This is a genomic window from Leclercia sp. AS011 (genome assembly GCF_037152535.1).
Lineage (GTDB): Bacteria > Pseudomonadota > Gammaproteobacteria > Enterobacterales > Enterobacteriaceae > Enterobacter.
Map to the genome: position 1 here is coordinate 143,756 of NZ_JBBCMA010000001.1, position 25,159 is coordinate 168,914.

Here is a 25,159-nt window from a genome sequence, read left to right on the forward strand (position 1 = left end):
CACTTTTTAGCGATGCTGTACTCCAACAAGCGTTAAATTAACCAGAAAGGAATTCCCGATGAAATCGCTGCGTTTACTGTTATGCGCGCTCCCCGTTGTCCTGACGGGCTGTTCAACGCTCTCCGCCGTGAACTGGTCTGCGGCTTACCCCTGGAACTGGTTCGGCTCCTCCACCGAAGTGACCGAGGAGGGGGTGGGCAATCTTACCGCCGCCACGGCGCTGGAACAGAGCGCTATCGAATCGGCGCTGGGCGGTGATTACCGTCTGCGCAGCGGCATGAAAACGCAAAACGGCACCATCGTGCACTACTTTGAAGCGCTGAAAGATGATCAGTTGGCGCTGGTGATTAACGGCGATAAAGCCACCGTTAGCCGCATTGAGGTGCTGGACCCCGGGATCGAAACCGAAAATGGGGTGAAGGTCGGTACCCCGTTCAGCGACCTGTATCAGAAAGCCTACGGCAACTGCGTCAGCGTGCCGGGTGACGACAGCGTGACGGTAGAGTGTAAGGCCGACGGCAGCCAGCATATCCGCTACCAGTTCAGCGGAACCTGGAGCGGCCCGGACGGGTTGATGCCGTCTGACGACACGCTGAAGAACTGGAAAATCAGCAAAATTATCTGGCAGCAGTAAATTGCGCCTGGACAAGCCGCCTCGCTGAAAAAGCGGGTATAATCGCCGCCAACAATGCCACGACGTCGTGGCATCTTTTTTTTCAGGAGGAGCGATGTCTCAGGTTCAGAGTGGCATTTTGCCAGAACATTGCCGCGCGGCGATTTGGATCGAAGCCAATGTCAAAGGGGATGTTGATGCCCTGCGTGCGGCCAGCAAGGTGTTTATCGATAAACTGGCCACCTTCCAGGTCAAATTCCCGGATGCCCACTGCGGCGCGGTGGTGGCATTTGGTCACGACGTCTGGCGTCAACTGAGCGGCGGGGAAGGGGCCGAAGAGCTGAAGGACTTTGTCCCTTACGGCAAAGGTCTGGCACCGGCCACCCAGTACGACGTGCTGATCCATATTCTCTCCCTGCGTCATGATGTGAACTTCTCCATTGCCCAGGCCGCGATGGCCGCCTTTGGCGACTGCGTGGAAGTTAAAGAAGAGATCCACGGTTTCCGCTGGGTGGAAGAGCGCGATCTGAGCGGCTTCGTTGACGGCACCGAAAACCCGGCAGGGGATGAAGTTCGTCGTGACGTAGCGGTAATCAAAGAGGGCGTGGACGCGGGCGGCAGCTACGTGTTCGTCCAGCGCTGGGAGCACAACCTCAAGCAGCTCAACCGCATGAGCGTTCACGACCAGGAGATGATGATTGGCCGCACCAAAGAGGCCAACGAGGAGATCGACGGCGACGAGCGCCCGGCGACGTCGCACCTGAGCCGCGTGGATCTGAAAGAGGACGGCAAAGGGCTGAAGATTGTGCGCCAGAGCCTGCCGTACGGCACCGCCAGCGGTACGCACGGTCTCTACTTCTGCGCCTACTGCGCGCGTCTCTATAACATCGAACAGCAGCTGCTGAGCATGTTTGGTGACACCGATGGCAAGCGTGACGCCATGCTGCGCTTCACTAAGCCGGTGACCGGCGGCTACTATTTCGCGCCGTCAATTGAGCGTCTGCTGGCGCTGTAATTGCCTTTCTCCCTCTCCCTGTGGGAGAGGGTTGGGGTGAGGGCATCAGGCCGCACCCTTATTCCCTTTTCTGCTTGCAAATCACCAAACGGTATATAAAACCGTTACTCCTTTCGTACTCGTTATAAATATGATGGCCCTGACAAAATCATCACAACGTTTAGGGTGCGCAATGGCCGTTACTGTACTGAAAAAAGGATCACTGGTGCTGGCAGCTTCCGTGTTGCTGGTCGCGCAGGCGCAGGCAACCGAACTGCTGAACAGCTCTTACGACGTCTCCCGCGAGCTGTTTGCCGCCCTGAACCCACCGTTTGAACAGCAGTGGGCGAAAGACAATAACGGCGACAAGCTGACCATCAAACAGTCTCACGCCGGTTCGTCCAAACAGGCGCTGGCGATCCTGCAGGGGCTGAAAGCGGATGTGGTGACCTACAACCAGATTACCGACGTGCAGATCCTGCATGACAAAGGCAAGCTGATCCCGGCCGACTGGCAGAGCCGTCTGCCGAATAACAGCTCGCCGTTCTACTCCACCATGGGCTTCCTGGTGCGTAAGGGCAACCCGAAGAATATCCACGACTGGAACGATCTGGTGCGTTCTGACGTGAAGCTGATCTTCCCGAACCCGAAGACCTCCGGCAACGCCCGCTATACCTATCTGGCCGCCTGGGGCGCAGCGGATAAAGCGGACGGTGACGATAAAGCCAAAACCGAACAGTTTATGACCCAGTTCCTGAAAAACGTCGAAGTGTTTGATACCGGCGGTCGCGGGGCGACCACCACCTTCGCGGAACGCGGTCTGGGTGATGTGCTGATCAGCTTTGAATCGGAAGTGAACAACATCCGCAAACAGTATGAAGCCCAGGGCTTTGAAGTGGTGATCCCGAAAACCAACGTGCTGGCGGAGTTCCCGGTCGCCTGGGTAGATAAAAACGTTCAGGCCAACGGCACCGAGAAGGCGGCCAAAGCCTACCTCAACTATCTCTACAGTCCGCAGGCGCAGACGGTGATCACCGATTACTACTATCGCGTCAATAACCCGGACGTGATGAACAAGCTGAAAGACAAGTTCCCGCAGACCGAGCTGTTCCGCGTGGAGGACCATTTTGGCTCCTGGCCTGAAGTGATGAAAACGCACTTCGCCAGCGGCGGTGAGTTAGACAAATTGTTGGCGGCGGGGCGTAAGTAATGTTTGCAGTTTCCTCCAGACGTGTGCTGCCGGGCTTTACCTTAAGCCTCGGGACCAGCCTGCTGTTCGTCTGTCTGATTTTGTTGTTACCGCTCAGCGCGCTGGTGGTCCAGCTCTCTGAGATGAGCTGGTCCCAGTACTGGGAGGTGATCAGCAACCCGCAGGTGGTGGCGGCCTATAAGGTGACGCTGCTGTCGGCGTTTGTCGCCTCGATCTTCAACGGCGTGTTCGGCCTGCTGATGGCGTGGATCTTAACCCGCTACCGCTTCCCGGGCCGCACGCTGCTGGATGCGCTGATGGATCTGCCGTTTGCCCTGCCTACCGCGGTGGCCGGTTTAACCCTCGCCTCGCTGTTCTCGGTGAACGGCTTATACGGCGAGTGGCTGGCGAAGTTTGATATCAAAGTGACCTACACCTGGCTCGGTATTGCGGTGGCGATGGCCTTTACCAGCATCCCGTTTGTGGTGCGTACCGTGCAGCCGGTGCTGGAGGAGTTAGGTCCGGAATACGAAGAGGCGGCAGAAACGCTCGGCGCGACGCGCTGGCAGAGCTTCCGCAAAGTGGTCATGCCGGAACTCTCTCCGGCCCTGCTGGCGGGGGTGGCGCTGTCGTTTACCCGCAGCCTCGGTGAGTTCGGCGCGGTCATCTTTATCGCCGGCAACATCGCCTGGAAAACGGAAGTAACCTCGCTGATGATCTTTATCCGTTTGCAGGAGTTTGATTACCCGGCAGCGAGTGCTATTGCCTCGGTGATCCTCGCCGCCTCGCTGCTGCTGCTGTTCTCGATTAACACTCTGCAAAGTCGCTTTGGTCGACGCGTGGTAGGTCACTGATGGCGGAAATCACTCAATTGAAACGCTACGACGCGCCCCGCATTAACTGGGGAAAATGGCTGCTGATTGGCACCGGCGTGCTGGTATCGGCCTTCATTCTGGTCGTGCCGATGGTCTACATCTTCGTCCAGGCGTTCAGCAAAGGGATCATGCCCGCGCTGCAAAACCTGGCCGACCCGGACATGCTGCACGCCATCTGGCTGACGGTGATGATCGCGCTGATTACCGTGCCGGTGAACCTGGTGTTCGGCATTCTGCTGGCCTGGCTGGTGACGCGCTTTGACTTCCCGGGTCGCCAGCTGCTGCTGACCCTGCTGGATATTCCGTTTGCCGTGTCCCCGGTGGTGGCCGGTCTGGTCTATCTGCTGTTTTACGGCTCCAACGGTCCGCTGGGCGGCTGGCTGGATGAACATAACTTACAGATCATGTTCGCCTGGCCGGGCATGGTGCTGGTCACGGTCTTTGTGACCTGTCCCTTTGTGGTGCGCGAGCTGGTGCCGGTGATGCTCAGCCAGGGCAGCCATGAAGACGAAGCGGCGGTGCTGCTGGGTGCTTCCGGCTGGCAGATGTTTCGTCGCGTGACCCTGCCTAACATTCGCTGGGCGCTGCTGTATGGCGTGGTGCTGACCAACGCCCGTGCGATTGGTGAGTTTGGTGCGGTGTCGGTGGTTTCCGGATCGATCCGCGGCGAAACCCTGTCGCTGCCGTTACAAATTGAATTGCTGGAGCAGGACTATAACACCGTCGGTTCCTTTACCGCCGCAGCCCTGCTGACGCTGATGGCTATTTTGACCCTGTTTTTAAAGAGTATGGTGCAGTGGCGTTTAGAGAATCAGGCCAAACGCCAGCATCAGGAGGGAAATCATGAGCATTGAGATTGCCAATATTAAGAAGTCCTTTGGTCGCACCCAGGTGCTGAACGATATCTCGCTGGATATCCCTTCCGGACAAATGGTGGCGCTGCTGGGACCCTCTGGCTCCGGTAAAACCACGCTGCTGCGTATTATCGCCGGTCTGGAGCATCAGACCAGTGGGCATATCCGCTTCCACGGCACCGACGTCAGCCGCCTGCACGCGCGCGACCGTAAGGTGGGCTTCGTGTTCCAGCATTACGCCCTGTTCCGCCACATGACGGTGTTTGACAACATCGCCTTCGGCCTGACGGTGCTGCCGCGTCGTGAACGTCCAAACGCCGCCACTATCAAAGCGAAAGTGACCAAACTGCTGGAGATGGTGCAGCTTGCTCATCTGGCGGACCGTTTCCCGGCCCAGCTGTCCGGCGGGCAGAAACAGCGCGTGGCGCTGGCCCGTGCTCTGGCAGTTGAGCCGCAGATCCTGCTGCTGGATGAACCCTTCGGTGCGCTGGACGCCCAGGTACGTAAAGAGCTGCGTCGCTGGCTGCGTCAGCTGCACGAAGAGCTGAAATTCACCAGCGTCTTTGTTACCCACGATCAGGAAGAGGCGATGGAAGTGGCCGACCGGGTGGTGGTAATGAGCCAGGGGAATATCGAACAGGTGGATGAGCCAGAGCAGCTCTGGCGCGAACCGGCCACCCGTTTTGTGCTGGAGTTTATGGGCGAAGTGAACCGCCTGCACGGCACCGTTCGCGGCGGGCAGTTCCACGTCGGCGCTCATCGCTGGCCGCTGGGGTACACCCCTGGCTATCAGGGGCCGGTGGATCTTTTCCTGCGCCCGTGGGAAGTGGACGTCAGTCGTCGCACCAGCCTCGACTCGCCGCTGCCGGTCCAGGTACTCGAAGCCAGTCCGAAAGGTCACTACACCCAGCTGGTGGTGCAGCCGTTGGGCTGGTATGACGAACCGCTGACGGTAGTAATGCGCGACGACGCGCCGCCATACCGCGGCGAACGTCTGTTTGTCGGCCTCCAACATGCACGCATTTATCACGATAAGGATCGCATCGTAACGCGGGGAGATCTTGCTCTGGCAGAATCTGCCTGATAGGTTATTGACCATGTTTATCGCCCGGTGGCGCTACGCTTACCGGGCCTACAAAAGCACGGACGTAGGCCGGGTAAGCAAAGCGCCACCCGGCTTTTTTATTGAGTAAATATCGTGAACACACTCGAACAAACCATCGGCAACACCCCTCTGATCAAACTGCAGCGCATGGGGCCGGACAACGGCAGCGAAATCTGGATCAAACTGGAAGGCAATAACCCGGCGGGGTCGGTCAAAGATCGCGCGGCGCTGTCGATGATTGTCCAGGCGGAAAAGCGCGGCGAAATCAAACCAGGCGATGTGCTGATCGAAGCGACCAGCGGGAACACCGGCATTGCGCTGGCGATGATTGCCGCCCTCAAAGGCTATCGCATGAAGCTGCTGATGCCGGATAACATGAGCCAGGAGCGCCGTGCCGCGATGCTGGCCTATGGTGCCGAGCTTATTCTGGTCAGCAAAGAGCAGGGGATGGAGGGGGCCCGGGATCTGGCCCTCGAGATGGCGAACCGCGGCGAAGGCCGACTGCTGGATCAGTTCAACAATCCCGACAACCCGTACGCACATTACACCACCACCGGCCCGGAAATCTGGCAGCAGACCGCAGGTCGCATCACCCATTTCGTCTCCAGTATGGGCACCACCGGCACCATTACCGGCGTCTCCCGTTTTCTGCGCGAGCAGGAAAAGGCGGTCACTATTGTCGGCCTGCAGCCTGAAGAGGGCAGCAGCATTCCGGGTATTCGTCGCTGGCCTGCGGAGTACATGCCGGGGATCTTTAATGCCTCGCTGGTGGACCAGGTGCTGGATATTCATCAGCGCGAGGCGGAAAATACCATGCGTGAACTGGCCGTGCGTGAAGGGGTCTTCTGCGGCGTCAGTTCTGGCGGCGCGGTAGCCGGCGCTCTGCGGGTTGCCGCGGCAACGCCGGGGGCGGTGGTAGTGGCGATCATCTGCGATCGCGGGGATCGCTACCTCTCTACCGGCGTGTTTGGTGAGGAGAGCTATGCGCAGGGCGCAGGGATCTAAAGGCTATGGAAATGATTTTATTCCGGGACAAAACCCGGGCGCAGCAGACCGATATTGTGGCGGTTCAGTCCCAGGTGGTGTACGGCAGCGTCGGTAACAGCATTGCGGTACCCAACATTCGTCAGCATCACCTTAACGTGACGGCGATCCCGACGGTGCTGTTCAGCAATACCCCACACTACGACACCTTTTACGGCGGGGTGATCCCCGACGAGTGGTTCAGCGGCTACCTGAAAGCGCTGGGCGAGCGCGACGTGCTGCGTGAACTGAAGGCGGTCACCACCGGCTACATGGGCAGCGCCAGCCAGATTGCCCTGCTGGCGGAGTGGCTGCGCGCGGTCAAGGCGCAGCATCCCGATGTACTGATCCTGGTGGACCCGGTGATTGGTGACACCGACAGCGGAACCTACGTCAAACCGGAGATCCCGCAAGCTTACCGCCAGCACCTGCTGCCGCTGGCCCAGGGGATCACCCCGAACGTCTACGAGCTGGAAGTGCTGAGCGGCAAGCCGTGCCGGGACAATGCCAGCGCCATCGCTGCCGCCCGAGGGCTGCTGTCCGATACCCTGCAGTGGGTGGCGATCACCAGCGCGCCGGTTGCCGGTGATACCGACAGCATCCACGTGGTGCTGGTCTCCCACGACAACGTGACGGTCAGCGCCCATCCGCGCATCCAGGCCGATCTGAAAGGCACCGGGGATCTGTTCTGTTCCGAGCTGATAAGCGCCCTGGTACAGGGGGAGAGTGTGGCGGCTGCAATAAGCCGGGCAGGGGACAGGGTGACGCTGGTGATGCAGTACACCCAGGAGAAAGGTTACGACGAGCTGGTTCTGCCAGCCTGACAAATAAAAATGGCGCCCGAAGGCGCCATTTTTCTGTGCGGCAAGAAATTACTTCTTGATGCGGATAACCGGGGTTTCACCCACGGTAACGCTGCCGGACAGTTTGATCAGTTCTTTGATTTCGTCCATGTTGGAGATAACAACCGGAGTCAGGGTAGACTTGGCTTTCTCTTCCAGCAGTGGCAGATCGAATTCAATGACCGGGTCGCCAACTTTAACGCGCTGGCCTTCTTCAGCGATACGCTTGAAGCCTTCGCCTTTCAGCTCGACGGTGTCGATACCGAAGTGAACGAACAGCTCAATACCGCTATCAGATTCGATAGAAAATGCGTGGTTGGTTTCAAAAATCTTACCGATGGTACCATCAACCGGTGCAACCATTTTGTTACCGGTCGGTTTGATAGCAATGCCATCACCAACAATTTTCTCTGCAAACACGACATCCGGCACGTCTTCGATGTTGACGATTTCACCAGACAGCGGAGCAACAATCTCAATAGTTCCGGTGTCGCTGTTGCCTTTGTCACCGAACAGTTTACTAAATAACCCCATTAGCCATCTCTCCTAAGCAGTAAATTGGGCCGCATCTCGTGGATTAGCAGATTGTTTTTTCTTCAATGAACTTGTTAACCAGCGTCATTAACTCGTCCGTTGTCGGTTGAGCAAGAGCCTGCTCTGCTAATACCTTCGCATCTTCGAAGTTCGTGTTACGGATAATCTTCTTAATGCGCGGGATGGAAATGGCACTCATTGAGAACTCGTCCAGACCCATACCCAGCAACAGAAGTGTAGCACGTTCGTCGCCTGCAAGCTCACCACACATACCAGTCCATTTGCCTTCGGCATGAGAAGCATCAATAACTTGCTTGATAAGCGTCAGCACGGACGGGGACATTGGCTGGTAAAGATGTGAAATCATATCATTACCACGGTCAACTGCCAGGGTGTACTGGGTTAAATCGTTGGTACCAATACTAAAGAAATCGACTTCTTTCGCTAAATGACGAGCAATCGTGGCTGCGGCTGGGGTTTCCACCATAACGCCAACTTCGATAGCTTCGTCGAAGGCTTTACCTTCGTCGCGCAGTTCCTGTTTGTAGATTTCGATCTCTTTCTTCAGTGCACGCACTTCTTCAACAGAGATGATCATTGGGAACATGATACGCAGTTTACCGAAAGCGGAAGCACGCAGGATGGCACGGACCTGGTCGCGCAGGATCTCTTTACGATCCATGGCGATACGCACGGCACGCCAGCCCAGGAACGGGTTCTCTTCTTTCGGGAAGTTCATGTACGGCAGCTCTTTGTCGCCGCCAATGTCCATGGTACGGACGATAACCGCCTGCGAACCGCATGCTTCAGCAACGGCTTTATAAGCAGCAAACTGCTCTTCTTCGGTTGGCAGGGCGTCACGATCCATGAACAGGAATTCGGTACGGTACAGGCCTACACCTTCTGCGCCGTTGCGCTCAGCACCGTCAACGTCACGTACGGTACCGATGTTGGCACAAACTTCAACCTGATGGCCGTCCAGCGTGATCGCTGGCAGATCTTTCAGTTTAGCCAGTTCGGCTTTCTCGGTGGCAACCTGTTCCTGAACGGCACGCAGCTGTTCGATTTGGTCGTTCGTTGGGTTGACGTAAACCAGATTGTTTACGGCATCCAGAATCAGATAGTCGTCGTTTTTAACCTGCGCGGTCACGCTACCGGTACCCACGATGGCAGGCAGTTCCAGAGAACGCGCCATGATAGAGGTGTGGGAGGTACGGCCGCCGGCGTCAGTAATGAAACCCAGCACCTTGTTCAGGTTCAGCTGTGCGGTTTCTGACGGGGTCAGGTCAGCAGCAACCAGGATCACTTCGTCCTGAATCGCGCTCAGATCGATGATGGCCAGGCCGAGGATGTTACGCAGCAGGCGCTTACCGATATCACGCACGTCAGCCGCACGCTCTTTCAGGTATTCATCGTCCAGCTCTTCCAGGGCAGTCGCCTGACCTTCGATAACTTCATGGGCAGCCGCGTCGGCCGTCATGCCTTTATCTTTAATCAGGGCTATGATTTCCTGCTCCAGCTCCTCATCTTCGAGCAACATGATGTGCCCTTCGAAGATGGCTTCTTTTTCTTCACCGAAAGTTTCGCCAGCTTTAGTTTTAATCGTTTCCAGCTGCGCAGATGCTTTTGCACGGCCACTCAGAAAACGTTCAACTTCCTGATTTACCTTATCAGCAGAAATTTTTTTCCGGTCGATGACGATCTCGTCTTCTTTCAGCAGCAGTGCTTTGCCGAAAGCGATACCCGGGGATGCTAAAATGCCTGAAATCATAACCCTACCTTACTTGTGACTGATTTTTACAAAGAACCCGGATACTTACTCGAGCTCAGCCATCAGTTTTACCAGATGCTCAACTGCTTTCTGCTCGTCTTCGCCTTCTGCGGAGATGGTCACAACAGTGCCCTGAGTCAGGCCCAGAGTCTGCAGTTTGAACAGGCTTTTTGCGCTCGCGCTTTTGCCGTTGGAAGTCACAGTGATCTCAGAAGTGAAGCCTTTCGCTTCTTTAACAAACTGAGCAGCAGGGCGGGTGTGCAGACCGTTCGGAGCGGTAATGGTAACTTCTTGCTGGAACATTGTATTTCCCCAACTTATTGGTTTAGTGTTGTGGAACTAAAGTCTAGCCTGGCGGCAGGACTTTAGCCTGTATAGTTAGCACCGGCTTAACGGCACGAGGCACAGATGTGTCAAACGTATTCCGGTACTGGCATGTCAGGCTGCTGACGTCTCGTTCGACATTAAACATTATGCCGCGAAAGCAAGACTTGAACCAAATCATAAAATCGATTCAGCAGCGGGAATTCATGTATCGATTAATTTCGAGCTTCAAAATAATTGCCAGCTTAAATACCAGAGCTAACAGGGTGAAGCAATGCCAGACGAGATAAAACTTTGAAGCAGGCCACAAAAAAGCACCCGAATGGGTGCTTTTTTACGCGATATTTACATTCTGGTACTACTGTTGCAGCTCTTTCTCTGTGAAGAGATCGGCAAACAGTGCAGTACTCAAATAACGCTCACCCGAGGAGGGAAGAATAACCACGATATTCTTATTGGTAAAGGTTTCATCTTCAAGTAACTGCAGCGCTGCGGCAACGGCAGCACCGGAAGAGATCCCCGCCAGAATACCCTCTTCTTCCATCAGTCGACGGGCAGTAGAGATGGCTTCATCGTTGGTGATAGCCACCACTTTATCAATCAGTTTCAGATCCAGGTTGCCCGGAATAAAGCCTGCGCCGATACCCTGAATTTTATGCGGGCCAGGTTTCAGCTCTTCACCGGCCAGCGCCTGAGCAATGACCGGCGAGTCGGTAGGTTCAACCGCAACGGTAATCAGATCTTTTTTGCCTTTTGTGCCTTTAATATAGCGAGACACGCCGGTCAGCGTACCGCCGGTACCCACGCCGGAAATAAAGACATCAACCTGACCGTCGGTATCTTCCCAGATTTCCGGACCGGTAGTCTTCTCGTGGATCTCCGGGTTAGCCGGGTTGCTGAACTGCTGCAGCAGCAGGTATTTGGCCGGATCGCTGGCCACAATCTCTTCCGCTTTCTGAATCGCGCCCTTCATCCCTTTTGCGCCTTCGGTTAACACCAGGTTCGCACCCAGCGCTTTCAGCAGCTTGCGGCGTTCGATACTCATGGTTTCAGGCATGGTCAGCGTCAGCTTGTAACCGCGCGCGGCAGCGACGTAGGCCAGAGCAATACCGGTGTTACCGCTGGTTGGCTCAACCAGCTCAACGCCAGGTTTCAACACGCCACGCTTTTCCGCATCCCAAATCATATTGGCACCGATACGGCATTTTACGCTGAAGCTTGGGTTACGAGATTCTACCTTCGCCAGAATGCGTCCATTACCGATACGGTTCAGTCGAACCAGGGGCGTGTGACCGATAGTCAGCGAGTTGTCTTCAAAAATCTTACTCATGGCCTGTCCTTAACTGTTTGAAATTGGGATACCGACCCAGCATACCTGTTGCATAAGTATGGGGAAGTAAGGAATTCGCATATCTATATGCTGATGAGAAATAATGCTATCCAGTATGGAATAAGGGATGGCATAAGCCATCCCTTTATTTAACTTATTTCCACAAGGCGTGTTTATTACGGTAACAGTCGACCCACATCGCCGTCGCACCGCACACCGCCACCGGCATGATGAACAGATTGAGGAGCGGGATCATGGTAAACAGGCTGGTGAGCGCGCCAAATTGCATGTTGGTCATTTTGCGGGCACGCAGGGCGCTGCGCATCTCTTTGAACGGAACCTTATGGTTATCGAACGGGTAGTCGCAGTACTGGATCGCCAGCATCCAGGCGCTGAACAGGAACCAGAGCACCGGGGCCACCGTCTGTCCGATACCCGGAATAAAGTAGAGGATCAGCAGCACGATGGCGCGGGGCAGGTACCAGGCGAACTTCTGCCATTCGCGCTTCATAATGCGCGGCAGATCTTTCATGATCCCCAGCACGCCGGTGTCCGGCGGCGTGGCCCCCGTCAGTCGCGCTTCCAGTTGTTCAGCCAGCAGGCCGTTAAACGGCGCGGCTATCCAGTTAGCCAGGGTTGAGAAAAAGTAGCCAAACACCAGCAACACCGAGACGATCGCCACCGGCCACAGCAGATAGCTCAGCCACTGCAGCCAGTCGGGGACGTAGCTCATGAGCGCCGGGATCCAGGTGTCCAGCCGGGTGAACAGCCACCAGAAGGCACCGCCCATCAGCAGAATGTTAATCAGCAGCGGGAGGATCACAAAGCGCCGGATGCCCGGCAGCGAGACCAGTTTCCAGCCTTGAGAAAAGTACCAGACGCCGCTGCGGGGAGGGGAAGATGTTGATGAAACCATAACCAGGTTGAGCTCCTTTTATCACAACCAGTGAAATTGCCTGCCTATATTAGCCAGTTGCGGCCCGTTGACCAGTTCGGAAATGTTCGAAAAAACAGCAAAAAGCACGATTTAGTTCATCTTTATGCTGCGAATGCTCCGCATACACTTGCACTTGACGTAATCGGCAAATACTCTTAGTGAGTAAATGTTTGCCGTGGTGGCAAGGTGTTAGAACAACAGAGAATATAATGATGCAGGATTTGCGTCTGATATTAATCATTGTTGGCGCGATCGCCATAATCGCTTTACTGGTCCATGGGTTCTGGACCAGCCGTAAAGAGCGCTCTTCTATGTTTCGCGATCGCCCACTGAAGCGCATGAAGTCTACTCGTGACGACGATAGCGATGACGATATCGAAGAAACGGAAGACGAGGGTGTGGGTGAAGTACGCGTTCATCGGGCCAACACTGCGCCCGGCGCAGGCCATGGGGAGCAAGAAGCGCCTCGTCAGCCTCCGCAGCATCAGTACCAGCCGCCTTACGCATCTGCTCAGCCACGTCCCGCTGCACCGCAGCCAGTGGTCGAGCCGGTACACCAGCCGCAACCGCAACCGCAGCAGCATCAGCCTGTGCGTCAGCAACCGGTGCAACAGCCGGTGCAGCAGCCTCCGTATGCCGCTCAGCCTGAACCGCAGCCGGTCGTGCAGCAGGCCCCTCAGCCTGTCGCGCCAGCACCGCAGCCGCAACCTGCTCCCGCGCCTGCTGTTGAGCCGGAGCCGGTCGTCGAAGCGGCGCCAGTGGTTGAAAAACCGCAGCGCAAAGAGACGGTGATTGTCATGAGCGTGGCGGCCCATCAGGGCACCACCATCAATGGCGAAGTGCTGCTCAACAGCATCCATCAGGCGGGCTTTAAATATGGCGATATGAACATCTTCCATCGCCACCTGAGCCCGGACGGAAGCGGTCCTTCGCTGTTCAGCCTGGCGAACATGGTTAACCCGGGTACCTTTGATCCGGAGATGACCGGTGATTTCACCACCCCGGGCATTACCATCTTTATGCAGGTGCCGTCGTATGGCGATGAGCTGCAAAACTTTAAGCTGATGCTGCAGTCTGCTCAGCATATCGCAGACGAAGTTGGCGGTATGGTGCTCGACGATCAGCGTCGAATGATGACCCCGCAGAAACTGCGCGAGTATCAGGACCGTATCCGCGAAGTTAAAGAAGCTAACGCGTAAACTTCCGCGTTTTGTTTCACACCTCCTCAACCCCCGCATGTCGGGGGTTTTTCTCATTAATGGTGCGACACATGGACTCAATCGAACAACAACTTACCGAACTGCGAACCACGCTTCGCCACCATGAATATCTCTATCATGTGATGGATGCGCCCGAAGTGCCGGACGCGGAATATGACCGTCTGATGCGGGAGCTGCGGGAGCTGGAAGCCCAGCGTCCCGATTTAATTACGCCGGACTCACCGACCCAGCGTGTCGGTGCCACGCCGCTGGCCTTTTTCAGCCAGGTGCGTCATGAAGTGCCGATGCTGTCGCTGGATAACGTTTTCGACGAAGAGAGCTTCCTCGCCTTCAACAAGCGCGTCCAGGATCGCCTCAAGCAGACCGATGCCCTGAGCTGGTGCTGCGAGCTGAAGCTGGATGGCCTGGCCGTCAGCATTCTGTATGAAAACGGGGTGATGACCCGGGCGGCAACCCGCGGCGACGGCACCACCGGCGAGGACATTACCACCAACGTGCGCACCATCCGCGCCATCCCGCTTAAGCTGCATGGCGAGAATATTCCGGCCCGCCTGGAAGTGCGCGGGGAAGTGTTCCTGCCGCAGGCGGGCTTTGAAAAAATTAACGAAGAGGCGCGCCGCACCGGCGGGAAAATCTTCGCTAACCCGCGCAACGCCGCTGCAGGTTCGCTGCGCCAGCTGGACCCGCGCATCACCGCGAAGCGACCGCTGACCTTCTTCTGCTACGGCGTAGGCATTCTGGAGGGGGGCGAGCTGCCCGATACCCATCTGGGCCGCCTGCTGCAATTTAAGGCCTGGGGGCTGCCGGTCAGTAACCGCGTCCAGCTGTGCGACTCACCGGAGGCGGTACTGGCGTTTTATCGCCAGGTCGAAGCTGACCGCCCGACGCTGGGCTTCGATATCGACGGGGTGGTAATCAAAGTTAACTCCCTCGCACTGCAGGAGCAGCTGGGCTTTGTCGCCCGTGCGCCTCGCTGGGCGGTCGCCTTTAAGTTCCCGGCCCAGGAGCAGATGACCTTCGTGCGCGACGTCGAGTTCCAGGTCGGGCGTACCGGGGCGATCACGCCGGTGGCGCGTCTGGAGCCCGTCCAGGTCGCCGGGGTGCTGGTCAGCAACGCGACACTGCATAACGCCGATGAGATCGACCGTCTGGGGCTGCGTATTGGCGATAAAGTGGTTATCCGCCGGGCCGGGGATGTGATCCCGCAGGTGGTTAACGTGGTGGAGTCAGAACGTCCTGAGGACACGCGCGCGGTCGAATTCCCGACCCACTGCCCGGTGTGCGGCTCCGACGTTGAACGCGTCGAAGGTGAGGCCGTCGCCCGCTGTACCGGTGGTTTAGTCTGCGGAGCCCAGCGCAAAGAGTCCCTGAAGCACTTCGTCTCTCGCCGGGCGATGGACGTCGACGGCATGGGCGACAAAATCATCGACCAGCTGGTTGAGAAAGAGTATGTCCACACGCCGGCTGACCTGTTCCGCCTGACACCGGGTAAGCTGACCGGGCTGGATCGGATGGGGCCAAAATCCGCGCAGAACGTGGCCGACGCACTGGAAAAATCCAAAGACACCACCTTTGCCCGTTTCCTCTATGCGCTGGGTATCCGTGAAGTCGGAGAGGCGACCGCGGCGGGTCTGGCGGCGTACTTTGGAACCCTGGAGGCGCTTGAAAAGGCGACGATTGACGAGCTGCAAAAGGTGCCGGACGTGGGCATTGTGGTGGCGACGCATGTCTTCAACTTCTTCTCGGAAGAGAGCAACCGCGAGGTGATCGGCCAGCTGCTTAACGAAGGTATTCGCTGGCCCGCGCCGGTGGTTGTTAACGCCGAAGAGATCGACAGCCCCTTCGCCGGGAAAACCGTGGTGCTGACCGGCAGCCTGAGCCAGCTTTCACGCGATGATGCTAAAGCGCGGCTGGTGGCGCTGGGGGCTAAAGTGGCGGGCAGCGTGTCGAAGAAAACCGACCTGGTGATTGCCGGGGAAGCGGCGGGCTCAAAGCTGGCGAAGGCGCAGGAGCTGGGGATTGACGTGATTGATGAAGCAGAGATGCTGCGTCTGTTAGGAGAGTAACGTGGATAAAGCGCAGCTTATTGAGATAGCCAATACCGAGATGCCGTTCGGAAAGTATAAAGGCCGTCGGCTGATTGATGTGCCGGAAGAGTATCTGCTGTGGTTTGCCCGGAAGGATGAGTTTCCTGCCGGGCATCTTGGCGAGCTGATGGCGCTCACGTTACTGATTAAAACCGAAGGGCTGACCCAGCTGGTTCAGCCCCTGCGTCGTCCTTAAACCTTCGCCGTGCTGGCCTGTTCCCGGGCCTGCAACTCGTCGGTCTGGCGTTTGTAGCGACGCGCCATGACCGCGCAAATCATGAGCTGCAGCTGGTGGAAGATCATCAGCGGCAGCACCATCATCCCAATCACCGAGGTCGGAAACAGAATATTGGCCATCGGGATCCCGTTCGCCAGGCTCTTTTTCGACCCACAGAAGACGATGGTAATTTCATCGGCTTTGTTGAACCCGAAGCGGCGTGCGGCAAAAATGTTAATCGCAATCACAATCGCCAGCAGTACCAGGCTCACCACCACGATAAACAGCAGCGACCCGATCCCGACTTTATGCCAGATCCCATTGACCACGGCTTCGCTGAAGGCGGAATAAACCACCAGCAGAATCGATGACTGATCGGTTTTGGCAATCCACTTCTTATGCTTCGCCACAAAGCCCCCGATCCACGGGCGGGAAAGATGCCCCAGCACGAACGGCAGCAGCAGTTGCAGCATGATTTTGCCCACCTGCTCCAGACTGCCCTCCGCGCCGTGCATGTCCATCACCAGCCCAACCAGCAGCGGCGAGAGGAAAATCCCCAGCAGGCTGGAGGCGGACGCCGAACAGACGGCCGCCGCCACGTTGCCACCCGCCATGGAGGTAAAGGCAATCGCAGACTGCACCGTGGCCGGCAAAATACAGAGGTACAGGAAGCCGGTATAGAGAGTCGGATCGACGTTAACCGGTGCCCACCAGGCAAACAGCACGCCCAGCGCCGGGAAGACAACGAAGGTGCTACACATTACCCACAGATGCAGTCGCCAGTGGCTACCGCCTGAGATAATCGCTTCCCGGGAGAGTTTTGCCCCGTGCATAAAGAACAGCAGCGCGATGGCGGCAGTGGTGAGACCTTCAAAAAAGGGCACAAAGCCACCCTGGGCAGGGAAGAAGGAGGCGAGCAGGACAACCACGATAAGGGTGATAGTGAACGGATCGAGAATGCGGAAAAGTTTCATAAACACTCCTGAAAACAGATAGCGCTATTGTGCTTTCTTCCTTTTGAGAAATAAAATTGATTTATTGCATTAATTCATGAGCAAAACAGATGAATTACTCGTTACGACAGCTGCGTGTGTTTGTCACCGTCGCACAGGCGAAAAGTTTTAGCCGTGCCGGGGAGATTATCGGCCTGAGTCAGTCGGCGGTCAGCCACAGCGTGAAAGAGCTGGAGCAGCAGACCGGCGTGCGGCTGATCGACAGAACCACCCGGGAAGTGATGCTTACCGAGGCGGGTCATCAGCTGGCGGCCCGGCTGGAGAGGATCCTCGATGAGCTTTCCAGCACCCTGCGGGACGTGGGCAGAGTAGGGCAGCAGCTCTCCGGAACGGTGCGCGTCGCCGCCAGCCAGACCATTTCTGCGCATCTCATTCCACACTGCATCGCCCAGAGTAATCGTCAGTATCCGGATATCAATTTTGTGCTGCACGATCGACCCCAACAATGGGTGCTGGAGAGCATCCGCCAGGGGGAGGTGGATTTCGGGATTGTTATCGATCCGGGTCCGGTGACAGATTTAGAGTGCGAAACGGTGTTGTCCGAACCCTTCCTGCTGTTATGTCGTGACGACCATTCATTTGCCGGGCGGGAAGAGGTGAGCTGGCAGGAACTTCAGCATCAACGACTGGTGTTACAGGACTACGCCTCCGGTAGCCGACCGCTGATCGACGCTGCCCTGGCGCGATTCTCCGTCGTCGCGAACATCGTGCAGGAGATAGGGCATCCGGCCACTCTGTTTCCGATGGTGGAGGCCGGGATTGGCATCAGCGTATTACCGGCGCTGGCGTTACCCCTGCCTCAGGGAAGCCATTTGCGGGTGAAACGCCTCACTCCGGTGGTGGAACGACAGCTGATGCTGGTCCGGCGCAAAAATCGCTCGTTATCGACCGCAGCACAGGCCTTGTGGGATGTCGCAAGATTGCAGGCAGGCGCCTTAACCGCAGGCCGTGCAGAGGATCCGCTGTACCGGATCTGTTAACGCATTTTTGCTGTGGCATCAATACCAAAACGCTATCGATCAACACGAGAAAGTGTATTGGTCACGGGTTATCTACTCTCGCTATAACAGGAAGGTACTCAATTTCTGTTTCAATTACTTAGCCTGAAGGATCCCGCATGAGCCACTCTCCTCTTTCCCAAAATCCCTGGCATAGCGCTGACATTATTCGTGGTTACAAACCTGACTTTACGCCGCGCGTGGCGTTTATTCTTGGCTCAGGGTTGGGGGCCCTGGCAGAACAAATTGAAGACGCGGTGGCTATCTCTTACGAGAAGCTGCCGGGTTTCCCGGTCAGTACCGTTCATGGGCACGCCGGAGAACTGGTCCTCGGCCATCTGGCCGGTGTGCCCGTTGCTTGCATGAAGGGGCGTGGGCATTTTTACGAAGGCCGCGGCATGACCATCATGACTGATGCCATTCGCACGCTTAAGCTGCTGGGTTGCGAGCTGCTGTTTTGCACCAATGCAGCAGGTTCTCTGCGTCCGGAAGTGGGGCCGGGCAGCCTGGTCGCGCTCAGCGATCACATCAACACCATGCCGGGCACCCCGATGGTTGGCTTGAACGATGAACGCTTTGGCGAACGTTTCTTCTCGCTGGCGAATGCCTACGATGCGGATTATCGCGCCGTACTTCAGACTGTGGCGGCAGAAGAAGGATTCCCGCTGACCGAAGGGGTCTTCGTCTCCTATCCGGGACCGAACTTCGAAACGGCGGCAGAGATCCGCATGATGCAGATGTTTGGCGGTGACGTAGTGGGAATGTCAGTAGTACCCGAGGTGATCAGCGCGCGTCACTGCGGGCTTAAGGTGGTAGCCGTTTCGGCTATTACCAATCTGGCCGAAGGGCTGGGTGACATCAGGCTTTCCCATGCACAAACCCTGGCGGCGGCTGAACTTTCGCGGCAAAACTTTATTACTCTCATCTGCAGCTTCTTACGCAAGCTGGCCTGAATCCCATAATAATAAGGACCCCCAGCGCGGGGTCTTACCCTACGGCAAGGAACACGAAAATGGGTATTGCATCCCGATTAAAGGTCATGTCGTTTTTACAATATTTCATCTGGGGTAGCTGGCTGGTGACCCTGGGTTCTTACATGATTAACACCCTCAATTTTACGGGGGCGAATGTGGGCATGGTTTACAGCTCAAAAGGACTGGCGGCGATTATTATGCCCGGCATCATGGGGATTATCGCCGATAAATGGCTGCGGGCGGAGCGCGCCTATCTGCTTTGCCATCTGGTGTGCGCTGGCGTCCTGCTGTATGCGACGACCGTTACCGACCCGGATACGATGTTCTGGGTCATGCTGATTAACGCCATGGCCTATATGCCCACCATTGCGCTCTCCAACAGCGTCTCCTATGCGTGCCTTGCCCAGTCCGGACAGGATCCGGTCACCTCCTTTCCCCCCATTCGCGTATTCGGCACGGCAGGCTTCATTCTCGCTATGTGGACGGTCAGCCTGATGGGGCTGGAACTGAGCAGCGCTCAGCTGTATATCGCCTCCGGTGCGTCGTTACTGTTGGCGATCTATGCCCTGACGCTCCCGAAGATTCCGGTGGCCGAAAAGAACGTCACGACGAGCCTGGCCAGCAAGCTGGGACTGGACGCCTTTGTGCTGTTCAAAAATCCGCGTATGGCTATCTTCTTTCTGTTTGCGATGCTGCTGGGAGCGGTGCTGCAAATTACCAATGTGTTTGGTAATCCGTTCCTGCACGATTTTGCCCGTAACCCGGCCTTTGCCGACAGCTTTGTCGTCCGGTATCCCTCGATTTTGCTGTCGGTTTCGCAGATGGCTGAAGTGGGCTTTATCCTGACCATCCCGTTCTTCCTCAAACGTTATGGCATCAAAATGGTAATGCTGATGAGTATGCTGGCATGGACGTTGCGTTTCGGTTTCTTCGCGTTTGGCGATCCTTCTCCCACGGGCGTCGTTCTGCTGCTGATGTCGATGATTGTGTATGGCTGCGCGTTCGATTTCTTCAATATTTCGGGATCGGTCTTTGTCGAGCAGGAGGTGAACGCCAGCATCCGCGCCAGCGCGCAGGGGCTGTTTATGACGATGGTCAACGGGGTAGGGGCGTGGGTCGGCTCCATTCTGAGCGGGATGGCGGTGGATTACTTCTCCGTGGATGGCGTGAAACAGTGGCAAACCATCTGGTTGTTATTTGCCGCATATGCCCTGGTGCTGGCGGTGATCTTTGCGTTGTTCTTTAAATATAAGCATGAGCCGGACAAGCAGGCGCAGAAAGTCCTGACGCACTGATCCTCTCCAGCGGCGGGGTACGTTGCCTGTTTGGTAAGGCAATGTGGTAACGTTGCGCATTATCCTTCGCCACTGGAGCGCATTGCGGATGGAACACTTGCCCCGTATCGATCTGAAGCTACTGCGTTATTTTCTTGCTGTCGCGGAAGAACTCCATTTTGGACGGGCTGCGGCCCGTTTAAACATGTCTCAGCCACCCTTGAGCTTGCATATTAAAGAGCTGGAGCAACAGCTTGGCACGTTGCTGTTTATTCGCCACTCCCGCAGCGTGGCGTTAACGCATGCCGGTAAGATCCTGATGGAGGAGTCGCGTCGTTTGTTGAGCAGTGCCAACCAGGCGCTGTCGCGTGTTGCGCAGATTGGGCGCGGTGAGGCAGGGCGTATTGAACTTGGCGTGGTGGGAACCGCCATGTGGGGAAAGATGCGTCCGGCGATGCACCGTTTTCTGAAAGAGAACCCCAACGTTGACGTCATTTTCCGCGAAAAGATGCCTGCAATGCAGATTGCGCTGCTGGAGCGGCGTGAACTGGACGCCGGAATATGGCGGATGGCGACGGAACCGATGGATGGGTTTAGCTGCTTGCGTTTACATGAGTCCTCTTTTCTGGTGGCGATGCCGGAGGATCATCCGTTAACCGCTCGCGATGCGGTGCCCATTGCGGCGCTACGTAATGAATATTTCGTCACCATGCCCTCCCGGCATACCGACTGGGCATTTTTACAACGCGTCTGCCAGACGGCCGGCTTCTCACCGATGATCGTGCGTGAGGTGATGGAGCCGCAAACGGTGCTGGCGATGATCAGCATGGGGATGGGGATCACCCTTATTGCGGATAGCTATGCGCAAATGAACTGGCCTGGCGTGGTGTTCCGTCCGCTGGAAGAGCGTATTCCCGCAGATTTGTATATTGTCTATGAAGAGCAGCAGGCCACGGTAGCCTTACTGAAGCTGATTGAGGCGCTGACGGATCCGCACGTATGCAGGCGGCAGGCCTGCATACGTTAAGCCACCGATCAGACGTAAATATCAATCTGGTGATCGGCTGAAGGGGAGTTTACGCCTTCTGCTTTTGCTTGCTGTTTATCCTGCTTCTGCTGCGCTTCTTCTGCCTGGCGGCGCTGCAACTGCGCCAGTTGCGCCTGCAGCATTTTGATCTGCGTTTGCAGCAGCTCTTGCTGTTTCTTTTTGTCTTCTACTGAGCCGCTGCCGTTGGCAACATCCTTCAGCTGCTGGGTCAGTTTGGTAATTTGTGCGGTAAGACGGCTGATCTGTGAGGAGAGATCGTTCCCGCTGGAACTGCCGCCGCTGCTTTGAGTCTGTACGGACGGCGTGGATGCCTGAATGGTTGTCATGCTGATTTCCTCTGCCTAAAGAAGAGGTATCGGCAGGAAATAGAAGGACTTGAGTAAACCTACCTGTATTGGCAGGAATTGCAGAATGGGCGGGAAGCGCAGATAGCAAAAAAGCGCCTTTAGGGCGCTTTTTTACATTGGTGGGTCGTGCAGGATTCGAACCTGCGACCAATTGATTAAAAGTCAACTGCTCTACCAACTGAGCTAACGACCCGAAATGGTGGGCGATGACGGGCTCGAACCGCCGACCCCCTCCGTGTAAAGGAGATGCTCTACCAACTGAGCTAATCGCCCATTTCGGAACTGCTGTCGATAAGGTAAGAATGGTGGGCGATGACGGGCTCGAACCGCCGACCCCCTCCGTGTAAAGGAGATGCTCTACCAACTGAGCTAATCGCCCATTCTTAATGCTTATCTACACTGCGGCATCTATCGAAGTAGATGGTGGGTGATGACGGGCTCGAACCGCCGACCCCCTCCGTGTAAAGGAGATGCTCTACCAACTGAGCTAATCACCCCCGCTGTGTGGAGTCGCATTATAGGGAGAGTTGAAAATGAGTCAACGGCTTTTCTAAAGATTTTGTTTGTTCGTCGTAAAATTAAACAAAACGATCGCGAAAGCACCAGTGATGCATGATTTCTAAACAAAAACGGCTATCAACAAGGATCTGACAGCAACAAGATTGAGGAATCAGGCTGGAGTGATAGAATATTGCCCACTTTAGTTTCCAGGATATGCCGGTTGTCGGCATCTTTATCACTGTAAGGCCACTTCATGAAAATCAAAACTCGCTTCGCGCCAAGCCCGACCGGCTATCTGCACGTCGGCGGCGCGCGTACTGCTCTCTATTCCTGGCTGTTTGCTCGCAACCAGGGCGGTGAGTTTGTGCTGCGTATCGAAGATACCGATCTCGAACGCTCCACGCCGGAAGCAATCGAAGCCATTATGGATGGTATGAACTGGCTTAATCTGGAGTGGGACGAAGGCCCGTATTTCCAGACCAAACGTTTCGATCGCTACAACGCAGTTATTGATGAGATGCTTGAAGCGGGCACGGCGTATAAGTGCTACTGCTCGAAAGAGCGTCTGGAAGCCCTGCGCGAAGAGCAGATGGCAAATAATGAGAAGCCACGTTACGACGGCCGCTGCCGCCACGATCATCAACATCACGCCGCGGACGAGCCGTGCGTGGTGCGTTTCGCGAACCCGCAGGAAGGTTCGGTGATCTTTGACGATCAGATCCGTGGCCCGATCGAATTCAGCAACCAGGAGCTGGACGATCTGATCATCCGCCGTACCGACGGTTCTCCAACCTATAACTTCTGCGTTGTGGTTGATGACTGGGATATGGCGATCACCCACGTGGTGCGTGGCGAAGACCACATCAACAACACCCCGCGTCAGATCAACATTCTTAAAGCGCTGAATGCCCCGGTTCCGGTCTACGCGCACGTGTCGATGATCAACGGTGACGACGGTAAAAAGCTCTCCAAACGTCATGGCGCAGTCAGCGTGATGCAGTACCGTGATGACGGCTATCTGCCGGAAGCCCTGCTGAACTATCTGGTGCGTCTGGGCTGGTCCCATGGCGATCAGGAGATCTTCAGCCGTGAAGAGATGATTAAACTCTTCACCCTGAGCGCCGTAGGGAAGTCCGCCAGTGCGTTCAACACCGATAAGCTGCTGTGGCTGAACCATCACTACATTAATACCCTGCCGCCAGAGTACGTTGCGACCCAGCTGCAGTGGCACATTGAGCAGGCGAACATCGACACCCGCAATGGCCCGCAGCTGGCGGACCTGATTAAACTGCTGGGTGAACGTTGTAAGACTCTGAAAGAGATCGCGGAAAACTGCCGCTACTTCTATGAAGAGTACGACGAGTTCGATGCCGACGCGGCGAAGAAACACCTGCGTCCGGTGGCGCGTCAGCCGCTGGAAGTGGTTCGTGACAAGCTGGCCGCTGTTACCGACTGGAGCGCTGAGAATGTGCATCACGCTATTCAGGCGACAGCGGATGAGCTGGAAGTGGGTATGGGTAAAGTCGGTATGCCGCTGCGCGTAGCCGTTACCGGTGCGGGTCAGTCTCCTGCACTGGACGTGACGGTGCACGCGATTGGCAAAACCCGCAGCGTGGCGCGTATCAACAGAGCGCTGGAGTTTATTGCTGAACGCGAAAGCCAGCAGTAATCGGTACGCAAAAAAACAAAACGGCAGGTTTCCCTGCCGTTTTTTATTCCTCTGGCCGATGAATGTTCAGCCGCACCAGAAAACCTTGTATCCCTTCCCGCGTAAGCAGCGTTTCAAGGCGCTCTTGTTCCGCTAAGGTCATATTCTCCAGCGCGTTGATGATCCCAGGAAGCACAGCAACGGGCTTAGCGTCACCGTAGCTGGCCGTGGTCTCTGCCAGCTGGTAGAGCGCCTGGCGTTTACGAATGGCCGGAATATTCATAATGTGCCCACGCACCTGAGCATCAATATGGATGAGGCGCGCGCGTCCACCTTTTACGCCGTTAATCCCTTCCGTCTTCCAGCCGTTTTTACGCACCCAGCGGTTTACGGTCTGCCTGGCGACCCCAAGCGTCTCCGCAAGCTCCTCGGTGGTCATTTTGCTACGTAATTTTTTCATATCAGTTCTGATCGCGAATCCCTAAGCGTTGCAACAATCCGGTGATTCCTTCCCGGAGTAATAAAGAGGTCAGCTGTTTTTGCTCCGTCGGCGTCATTTCATTAGCCAGCGTTATCAGCAGAGCCTGCAGGGAATTATCCGCAGAGGCATCTGTTAATGCCGCGGCCTCGGGGGCGCGACGCGCATTGCGAATAAATTCCCGTACTTTCTCATTAACATGGACCAGACGCGCCTTACCGCCCTGAACACCGGGTTTTGGTGACGTGGACCATCCCTCTTTACGTACCCATTTATTGATGGTCTGTCGGCTATAACCAGTGAGCCGGGCCAACTCTTCTGGCGTCATTCGTTCCTTGATCATGCAATTTCCTGAGTAAGAGTGTGGGTAATTAATGATTCATTTTATAACACCGTTTTACTGGAAAACGTGACAAGATTAACTCATGGCTGCGAGCATCCTCGCAATGTGATTCATTTGCATGAATTTTCAGCGGTTGAACGCCAGAGTAAGAATTTGCCGTTGACACTCAGCTATGGAATTCATATTATGCCGCCCGTCAACACGACACGCTTTACGCGATGGGGCTATAGCTCAGCTGGGAGAGCGCTTGCATGGCATGCAAGAGGTCAGCGGTTCGATCCCGCTTAGCTCCACCAAACTCTGAACCCAACAGAGTCTGGTGCGTAAACAACATTGTGGGGCTATAGCTCAGCTGGGAGAGCGCTTGCATGGCATGCAAGAGGTCAGCGGTTCGATCCCGCTTAGCTCCACCAAAATTTAAACCCTCGCCGAATGGCGGGGGTTTTTTTATGCCTGCAATAAATCCTTTACTATCACCGCATTGACAAATAATTAGCGTTTATAGCTAAAAACTTTACTTTATGTAATGACTTTTCCTGGCCTGGAATGTTGTGTGATGGTTTTAAACTATCTATTATTCATATGAATTTAATATCGCCAGGTAAACAGTTAAATAATCT

At 56.0% G+C, this 25,159-nt stretch carries 25 protein-coding genes and 6 tRNA genes; 18 read left to right on the forward strand and 13 right to left on the reverse strand.

What is annotated here, in order from left to right:
* Positions 1-58 precede the first annotated feature (58 nt).
* From WFO70_RS00640 to pdxK, 8 genes are all read left to right on the forward strand, one after another.
* Positions 59-634 carry an RpoE-regulated lipoprotein gene (locus tag WFO70_RS00640; protein ID WP_337014052.1) on the forward strand — a complete coding sequence of 192 codons (576 nt, stop codon included), beginning with the start codon at positions 59-61 and terminating at the stop codon, positions 632-634.
* A gap of 94 nt (positions 635-728) precedes the next feature.
* On the forward strand, positions 729-1,628 hold the full coding sequence (locus tag WFO70_RS00645; RefSeq protein WP_337014054.1) for a Dyp-type peroxidase: 900 nt from the start codon (positions 729-731) through the stop codon (positions 1,626-1,628).
* A 172-nt stretch (positions 1,629-1,800) separates the two neighbouring features.
* The gene (locus WFO70_RS00650) at positions 1,801-2,817 is read left to right on the forward strand and encodes a sulfate ABC transporter substrate-binding protein (protein ID WP_337014056.1); all 1,017 of its coding nucleotides are present in this window, start codon (positions 1,801-1,803) and stop codon (positions 2,815-2,817) included.
* Complete coding sequence (gene cysT / locus WFO70_RS00655; RefSeq protein WP_337014058.1) at positions 2,817-3,650, forward strand: sulfate/thiosulfate ABC transporter permease CysT; 834 nt, start codon at positions 2,817-2,819, stop codon at positions 3,648-3,650. Before WFO70_RS00650 ends, cysT begins: the two co-directional genes overlap by 1 nt.
* Positions 3,650-4,525, forward strand: a complete 876-nt coding sequence (gene cysW / locus WFO70_RS00660) for a sulfate/thiosulfate ABC transporter permease CysW (protein WP_337014060.1) — start codon at positions 3,650-3,652, stop codon at positions 4,523-4,525. The genes cysT and cysW overlap by 1 nt, the downstream gene beginning before the upstream one ends.
* The gene (gene cysA, locus WFO70_RS00665; protein WP_337014061.1) at positions 4,515-5,609 is read left to right on the forward strand and encodes a sulfate/thiosulfate ABC transporter ATP-binding protein CysA; all 1,095 of its coding nucleotides are present in this window, start codon (positions 4,515-4,517) and stop codon (positions 5,607-5,609) included. Before cysW ends, cysA begins: the two co-directional genes overlap by 11 nt.
* A gap of 114 nt (positions 5,610-5,723) precedes the next feature.
* Positions 5,724-6,635, forward strand: coding sequence for a cysteine synthase CysM (gene cysM, locus WFO70_RS00670; protein ID WP_337014063.1), 912 nt, complete (start codon positions 5,724-5,726; stop codon positions 6,633-6,635).
* A gap of 5 nt (positions 6,636-6,640) precedes the next feature.
* Positions 6,641-7,477: a pyridoxine/pyridoxal/pyridoxamine kinase gene (gene pdxK / locus WFO70_RS00675; RefSeq protein ID WP_337014065.1), complete on the forward strand. Its 837-nt coding sequence runs from the start codon at positions 6,641-6,643 to the stop codon at positions 7,475-7,477.
* 48 nt (positions 7,478-7,525) lie between these two features.
* Here the strand turns inward: pdxK and crr are convergent, their stop codons facing one another.
* The 5 genes from crr to cysZ form a co-directional block, all read right to left on the reverse strand.
* Positions 7,526-8,029, reverse strand: a complete 504-nt coding sequence (gene crr / locus WFO70_RS00680) for a PTS glucose transporter subunit IIA (protein WP_032612978.1) — start codon at positions 8,027-8,029, stop codon at positions 7,526-7,528.
* Positions 8,030-8,072: 43 nt separating this feature from the next.
* Positions 8,073-9,800: a phosphoenolpyruvate-protein phosphotransferase PtsI gene (ptsI, locus tag WFO70_RS00685; RefSeq protein WP_142486637.1), complete on the reverse strand. Its 1,728-nt coding sequence runs from the start codon at positions 9,798-9,800 to the stop codon at positions 8,073-8,075.
* A gap of 45 nt (positions 9,801-9,845) precedes the next feature.
* Entirely contained in the window at positions 9,846-10,103 is a 258-nt protein-coding gene (gene ptsH / locus WFO70_RS00690; RefSeq protein WP_000487600.1) for a phosphocarrier protein Hpr, read from the reverse strand.
* A 379-nt stretch (positions 10,104-10,482) separates the two neighbouring features.
* Positions 10,483-11,454 (reverse strand): cysteine synthase A, encoded by a 972-nt coding sequence (gene cysK, locus WFO70_RS00695; protein WP_106994669.1) that lies wholly within the window; start codon positions 11,452-11,454, stop codon positions 10,483-10,485.
* Positions 11,455-11,608: 154 nt separating this feature from the next.
* Positions 11,609-12,370, reverse strand: coding sequence for a sulfate transporter CysZ (gene cysZ, locus WFO70_RS00700; RefSeq protein ID WP_337014068.1), 762 nt, complete (start codon positions 12,368-12,370; stop codon positions 11,609-11,611).
* A 230-nt stretch (positions 12,371-12,600) separates the two neighbouring features.
* Here cysZ and zipA point away from each other — a divergent pair, with 230 nt between their 5' ends.
* From zipA to WFO70_RS00715, 3 genes are all read left to right on the forward strand, one after another.
* Positions 12,601-13,590 carry a cell division protein ZipA gene (zipA, locus tag WFO70_RS00705; protein WP_337014070.1) on the forward strand — a complete coding sequence of 330 codons (990 nt, stop codon included), beginning with the start codon at positions 12,601-12,603 and terminating at the stop codon, positions 13,588-13,590.
* A gap of 71 nt (positions 13,591-13,661) precedes the next feature.
* On the forward strand, positions 13,662-15,677 hold the full coding sequence (gene ligA / locus WFO70_RS00710; RefSeq protein ID WP_337014072.1) for an NAD-dependent DNA ligase LigA: 2,016 nt from the start codon (positions 13,662-13,664) through the stop codon (positions 15,675-15,677).
* Position 15,678: 1 nt separating this feature from the next.
* Positions 15,679-15,894 (forward strand): DUF3820 family protein, encoded by a 216-nt coding sequence (locus tag WFO70_RS00715; protein ID WP_032612964.1) that lies wholly within the window; start codon positions 15,679-15,681, stop codon positions 15,892-15,894.
* Here WFO70_RS00715 and WFO70_RS00720 read toward each other — a convergent pair.
* Entirely contained in the window at positions 15,891-16,889 is a 999-nt protein-coding gene (locus tag WFO70_RS00720) for a bile acid:sodium symporter family protein (RefSeq protein WP_337014074.1), read from the reverse strand. The genes WFO70_RS00715 and WFO70_RS00720 overlap by 4 nt on opposite strands.
* A gap of 89 nt (positions 16,890-16,978) precedes the next feature.
* Here WFO70_RS00720 and WFO70_RS00725 point away from each other — a divergent pair, with 89 nt between their 5' ends.
* The 4 genes from WFO70_RS00725 (at position 16,979) to WFO70_RS00740 (ending at position 21,201) form a co-directional block, all read left to right on the forward strand.
* A complete protein-coding gene (locus WFO70_RS00725) occupies positions 16,979-17,908 on the forward strand; it encodes a LysR family transcriptional regulator (RefSeq protein WP_337014076.1) in 930 nt (309 codons plus the stop codon).
* 137 nt (positions 17,909-18,045) lie between these two features.
* Positions 18,046-18,879: a xanthosine phosphorylase gene (xapA, locus tag WFO70_RS00730; RefSeq protein ID WP_337014078.1), complete on the forward strand. Its 834-nt coding sequence runs from the start codon at positions 18,046-18,048 to the stop codon at positions 18,877-18,879.
* Between the two features lie 59 nt (positions 18,880-18,938).
* Positions 18,939-20,195: a nucleoside permease gene (locus WFO70_RS00735; RefSeq protein WP_337014080.1), complete on the forward strand. Its 1,257-nt coding sequence runs from the start codon at positions 18,939-18,941 to the stop codon at positions 20,193-20,195.
* An 88-nt stretch (positions 20,196-20,283) separates the two neighbouring features.
* Complete coding sequence (locus tag WFO70_RS00740) at positions 20,284-21,201, forward strand: LysR family transcriptional regulator (RefSeq protein ID WP_337014081.1); 918 nt, start codon at positions 20,284-20,286, stop codon at positions 21,199-21,201.
* 8 nt (positions 21,202-21,209) lie between these two features.
* Here the strand turns inward: WFO70_RS00740 and WFO70_RS00745 are convergent, their stop codons facing one another.
* From WFO70_RS00745 to WFO70_RS00765, 5 genes are all read right to left on the reverse strand, one after another.
* Complete coding sequence (locus WFO70_RS00745) at positions 21,210-21,548, reverse strand: FlxA-like family protein (RefSeq protein WP_337014083.1); 339 nt, start codon at positions 21,546-21,548, stop codon at positions 21,210-21,212.
* A gap of 138 nt (positions 21,549-21,686) precedes the next feature.
* A tRNA-Lys gene (locus WFO70_RS00750) sits at positions 21,687-21,762 on the reverse strand.
* Between the two features lie 4 nt (positions 21,763-21,766).
* Positions 21,767-21,842: transfer RNA gene (locus WFO70_RS00755), tRNA-Val, on the reverse strand.
* Between the two features lie 30 nt (positions 21,843-21,872).
* Positions 21,873-21,948: transfer RNA gene (locus tag WFO70_RS00760), tRNA-Val, on the reverse strand.
* A gap of 42 nt (positions 21,949-21,990) precedes the next feature.
* Positions 21,991-22,066, reverse strand: a tRNA-Val gene (locus WFO70_RS00765).
* A gap of 257 nt (positions 22,067-22,323) precedes the next feature.
* On the opposite strand from WFO70_RS00765, the gene gltX reads away from it, so the two are divergent.
* Positions 22,324-23,739, forward strand: coding sequence for a glutamate--tRNA ligase (gene gltX, locus WFO70_RS00770; protein ID WP_337014084.1), 1,416 nt, complete (start codon positions 22,324-22,326; stop codon positions 23,737-23,739).
* Positions 23,740-23,782: 43 nt separating this feature from the next.
* On the opposite strand, the gene WFO70_RS00775 is transcribed toward gltX, so the two are convergent.
* Positions 23,783-24,178 (reverse strand): YfeC-like transcriptional regulator, encoded by a 396-nt coding sequence (locus tag WFO70_RS00775; RefSeq protein WP_337014085.1) that lies wholly within the window; start codon positions 24,176-24,178, stop codon positions 23,783-23,785.
* Between the two features lies 1 nt (position 24,179).
* Positions 24,180-24,539, reverse strand: a complete 360-nt coding sequence (locus WFO70_RS00780; RefSeq protein ID WP_337014087.1) for a YfeC-like transcriptional regulator — start codon at positions 24,537-24,539, stop codon at positions 24,180-24,182.
* Positions 24,540-24,759: 220 nt separating this feature from the next.
* Between WFO70_RS00780 and WFO70_RS00785 the strand changes: the two genes are divergently transcribed.
* Both WFO70_RS00785 and WFO70_RS00790 read left to right on the forward strand, forming a co-directional pair.
* A tRNA-Ala gene (locus WFO70_RS00785) sits at positions 24,760-24,835 on the forward strand.
* A 41-nt stretch (positions 24,836-24,876) separates the two neighbouring features.
* Positions 24,877-24,952, forward strand: a tRNA-Ala gene (locus tag WFO70_RS00790).
* Positions 24,953-25,159: the final 207 nt, after the last annotated feature.